This is a genomic window from Vibrio sp. 779(2023), assembly GCF_033344285.1.
Lineage (GTDB): Bacteria > Pseudomonadota > Gammaproteobacteria > Enterobacterales > Vibrionaceae > Vibrio > Vibrio alginolyticus.
Genome location: NZ_JAWPOM010000201.1, coordinates 1 through 1,090, shown reverse-complemented (window position 1 = coordinate 1,090; position 1,090 = coordinate 1). Strand labels below are relative to the sequence as shown.

Below are 1,090 nucleotides of genomic sequence, written 5' to 3'. Positions count from 1 at the left end.
CAACTAAGGACAGTTACCATGATGGTTTTCAATCTTCATTTATCCAGAGCCACAACCTTGCTCGGCGCGGCATTGGCAGCGTTTACCTTGAGTAGCAGCTTGGCGTTGGCAAACCCTACTGAGCAGTTACTAACTCGCTTTAACCAAGCCGCACAGGGCGACACGGGTTTGGTGGATACTGTACATGACGAGCTTTCACAATTAGTTCAAAAGCAAGGCGCTACGCCTGTGACATTGGTTTACCTTGGCAGCAGTGAAACCTTGCAAGGGCGCGATGCGTTTATGCCATGGAACAAGATGAAGTTCACTGAGCGCGGGCTTGCCACCATTCAGAAAGGTTTGGATTTAATGGCGAATCAACCTATGCCGATTCAAGAGCAGCAGCGTTTACAAGGGCTACCAGAATATCAATTGGCTACTGCGATGGCGGCCACCACTTACACTTCGCTTCCGGATATGTTTAATCACTTTGAGCGTGGGTACGAGCTGTACCTGACTCTGCTTGATGAACCGAGCTTCAATCAACAACCGTTCGCGGCAACGGCTTGGGTTTACCTTTACGCCATTGAAGCAGCGCTGCGTGCAGAGGACATGGAGCAAGCGCAGAAATGGTTGGCGAAAATGGAAAGTTTCGATAGCACTCACTTAGAAACGCAAACTGCCAAAGCGTTACTGGCTAAACATTAAGGAGGCGTCATGATCGTTTTCAGTAAACTCAGTCGCGATTACACCCTTGGCAGCCAAACCGTACGCGCGTTGCAAGATGTCTCTGGTGAGGTGTTTGCCGGTGAAATGGTGGCGCTGTGTGGGCCTTCCGGCTCAGGAAAAAGTACCTTACTCAATGTGCTTGGCATGTTGGATTCACAATATCAAGGTCAGGTAACGTTTGCTGGTCAACCTTACCCGAGCGGACAAATGCAGGCTGCGAAAATGCGCCGTGAAAAGCTGGGTTTTATATTTCAAAAATTCAACTTGGTGCCAGTGATGACGGCTTTGGAGAACGTCGCTTATCCGTTGCATCTCAACGGTTTTTCAAAAACTGCACAAACTGAACTTGCCTCACAGATGCTGGAACATGTGGGGCTGGGCG

Annotated in this window: 2 protein-coding genes; both read left to right on the top strand. The window is 49.4% G+C overall.

Features of this window, described 5'->3' with window-relative positions; genetic code table 11:
- Positions 1-18 precede the first annotated feature (18 nt).
- Entirely contained in the window at positions 19-687 is a 669-nt protein-coding gene (locus R8O70_RS26075; protein ID WP_005481717.1) for a hypothetical protein, read from the top strand.
- 9 nt (positions 688-696) lie between these two features.
- Positions 697-1,090: ABC transporter ATP-binding protein (locus tag R8O70_RS26070; RefSeq protein WP_318184569.1), on the top strand; the 394-nt coding region annotated here is incomplete at its 3' end.

Excerpts from the sequence above, each read along its gene's own strand:
- R8O70_RS26075 (WP_005481717.1), top strand. The coding sequence starts at position 19 with ATGATGGTTTTCAATCTTCATTTATCCAGAGCCACAACCTTGCTCGGC.